Genomic DNA, 3,339 nt, shown 5'->3' on the forward strand with positions numbered 1-3,339 from the left:
CATCGCAAAGCTGGAGCTGGCCCGCTACCAGGTGCGCTGATTCGCGCACCCAACCATCACAACAGGAGACAGTTCATGTCGGAACGCCATTTCGCTTTCTGGCCCACCGGTCTGCCCCGGCACCTGAGCGTGCCGCAGACGAATTTGTTCTACAACCTCGAGGTCTCGGCCACCCGTTATCCGGACAAGCCGGCCGTGATCTTCTACGATACCCCGATCAGCTACGCCGAGTGCCGGGACGAGGCCGAGCGCATGGCCGGCTATCTCCAGCAGCATTGCGGCGTCGGGCACGGCGACCGGGTGCTACTGTACATGCAGAACAGTCCGCAGTTCATCCTGGCATATTATGCGATCCTGCGTGCCGGTGCGGTCGTGGTGCCGGTCAATCCGATGAATCTCGCCACCGAGCTGCGCCACTACGTCGAGGATACCGGTGCGACCACCATCTTCGCTAGCCAGGATCTGCTGTCCCAGGTCGAGCCGCTGCTCGACACCGCCCTGCGCCATGTGGTGGTGGCGACCTACTCGGACTACCTGAGGCGGCCGACCGACCTGGCGGTGCCGGCCTTCGTGGCCGCGCCACGGCATGGACTTGGCGGCAGCGCCGCCGGGGTGGTTGCCTGGCAGGCCGCACTGGCGCTGGGCTGCAGGCCGGGGCCGCTCGCCAACGCGCCCGAGGACCTGTGCGTGATGCCGTACACCTCCGGCACCACCGGCAACCCGAAAGGCTGCATGCACACCCACGCCAGCGTGATGTACAACGCCGTGGCCGGCATGCAGTGGTTCGGCTCGCAGCAGGATTCGGTGGCTTTGTCGGTGCTGCCGTTTTTCCACGTGACCGGCATGCAGGGAAGCATGAACGGCCCCTTGTTCGTCGGTGGCACCATCGTGCTGATGGCACGCTGGGACCGCGACACGGCCGCCGAGTGCATTCGCCGCTATCGTGTCAGCGCGGTGCAGCTGATCTCGACGATGGTCGTCGATCTGCTGTCGAGCCCGCGCATAGGCGAGTACGACCTGTCGAGCATCAGGCGGATGAGCGGCGGCGGCGCCGCCATGCCCGATGCGATTGCGCAGAAATTGCAGGACCTGCTCGGTATCCCCTATATCGAGGGCTACGGCATGTCGGAGACGATGGCGCCGACCCATATCAACCCGGCCGAAAACCCGAAGAAGCAATGCCTGGGCATCCCGATCTTCGGTGTCGACGCGCGCTTGGTCGATCCCGACAGCCGGCGCGAACTGGGCCCCGGCGAGGTCGGCGAGATCGTCGTCCATGGAGCCCAGGTGATGCAGGGCTACTGGAACAATCCGCAGGCTAGTGCGGAGAGCTTCGTCGAGATCGACGGCAAGCGTTTCCTGCGCACCGGCGACCTGGCACGGCTCGACGAGGACGGCTATTTCTTCATGGTCGACCGCCTCAAGCGCATGATCAACGCCTCCGGCTACAAGGTCTGGCCGGCCGAGGTGGAAACATTGATGTACCGGCATCCGGCGATCCGGGAGGTATGCGTGGTCGGCTGCTGCGACGAGCGCCGCGGCGAGACGGTCAAGGCGGTTGTCGCCCTGAAGGACGGGTTTGGCGGCAGCGTGCGCGAACAGGACATCGTCGATTGGGCGCACCAGAATATGGCGGCCTACAAGAGCCCGCGCATCGTCGAGTTCGTCGAGTCGCTGCCGAAGTCCGCCACCGGCAAGGTGCAATGGCGGACGCTGCAGGAAAGGCAGAAGAACGGGCAATAGCACGCCCCGCCTCATGGAGCGGGGCGCCATCCTGGCCGGGGGCGCGTACGGCTGCTCGACCCCGGCATCAGGATGCGGTCAGAAGTAGTGCATGATGCCCATGGTGAAGCGGTTCGCCGAATCGCTGCCGACGGACACGAAGCCCTGCGCCAGGTTGATCTGCGTGGCGCTCACGACCGTGTCGGTCACCGCGCGGCCGATCGAGACGTAGCCTGTGCTGCGCTTGCTGAAGGCGTATTTGGCGATCGCGATGTACTGTTGCGAGTTGTCGTGGGCATCACCGGTGTGGCGGGTATCGTAGACAGCGCCCGTGAGGGTCAGGGCAGGGGCCACGGGCAGGTCGACGCCGATGCCGAATACGCTGATCCTGCGCTGCGTCGTGTTGAGTTCGTTGGACGAATAGGTCGACCTGATCGCAAACTTCTCGCCGGTGTAACGCAAGCCAAGCGCATATGACTTGAGCATCGCGTTACCGGTGATGTCGGTCATGCGCGCATAGGCGGCGGACGCGCCGAACGGACCGGTGTGGTAGAAGGCCGAAGCGCCCTCGTACTTGCTTTTATCGGTCGAACCCGGCTGTTCGCCAAAGGCGCGCATCAGGGCGAAACCGACATGATGGAAGTAGGGCGAGATGTACTTGACCGAATTATTCTGGCGCAGCGCCGTGCCGCCATTGTTGGCGCCGAAGGGGCCATAGACGCCGGAGTGGTTCATCGCCGCGAACAACACGTTCGGACTGGTCGCTGCAAAGGCCAGGTTCATCGGGTCCGCCAGACCGACCGAACCGACGCCGAGGATATTCTGGCGTCCGAAGGTCAGGGTGCCGAAGTCGCCCGTCAGGCCGACTGAAGCCTCGCGGTCGAACAGGCTGGTGGTCGATGGCGTACCGGTCCCCACGCCTGCGGTGCCGGTGTCGTTCAACAGCGTGCCTTCGAGATCGAAAATGGCCTTGAGGTTGCCGCCAAGCTCTTCCTGGCCCCGAAATCCCCATCGCGAGACCTGCATCTGGCCCGCCTCCAGGGTGGTACGGCTGGCATTGTCGTTGGTAACGTGAGTAACGCCGGCATCAATGATGCCGTAGATGGTAACGCTCGACTGAGCGTAAGCATTCGTCATGCATGTGCCCAGCACGGCCAACCCAATGAGGGTCTTCTTCATGAATAGTCTCCTGTTTCTTGTTTTGAGGTCCTCAGTGCCGCCTCGACCGGATCGCGTCGGCCTGAATAGAATGAGGTTTTGCAGTGCGAAACTCACATATCTATAATGAAACTGTATTTTTTTATATCAATACTGTCAACAAGAATTACTTGAGTACGCAACCTGGCAAGCAATGTTGAAAACGTAGGACGGAAAAACGACAGCGCGACGGTAAAAGCCCAGCGATCCTTGTGTGTGCAAGCTGCTGGAGTTCCGCTGTGCAGAATATGGAAGACGTAAAAAAACCCGCACTAGGCGGGTTTTTTGTGGAGCGGGCCGGGAGGTCAGAACGCCGCGATGCCGGTCTGCGCGCGGCCCAGGATCAGGGCGTGGATGTCGTGCGTGCCTTCGTAGGTATTCACCACCTCGAGATTCACCATGTGGCGGATGATCCCGAAC

General features: G+C 62.4%; 2 protein-coding genes. One reads left to right on the plus strand and one right to left on the minus strand.

Annotated features, from left to right (window positions below; all coding sequences use genetic code 11):
- Positions 1-75: 75 nt before the first annotated feature.
- Positions 76-1,743 (plus strand): long-chain fatty acid--CoA ligase, encoded by a 1,668-nt coding sequence (locus ACI48D_RS24315; protein WP_435573817.1) that lies wholly within the window; start codon positions 76-78, stop codon positions 1,741-1,743.
- 78 nt (positions 1,744-1,821) lie between these two features.
- On the opposite strand, the gene ACI48D_RS24320 is transcribed toward ACI48D_RS24315, so the two are convergent.
- The gene (locus tag ACI48D_RS24320; RefSeq protein ID WP_435573818.1) at positions 1,822-2,901 is read right to left on the minus strand and encodes a porin; all 1,080 of its coding nucleotides are present in this window, start codon (positions 2,899-2,901) and stop codon (positions 1,822-1,824) included.
- Between the last annotated feature and the right edge of the window lie 438 nt (positions 2,902-3,339).

It is taken from the genome of Massilia sp. LXY-6, from assembly GCF_051233485.1.
Taxonomy (GTDB): domain Bacteria; phylum Pseudomonadota; class Gammaproteobacteria; order Burkholderiales; family Burkholderiaceae_D; genus Telluria.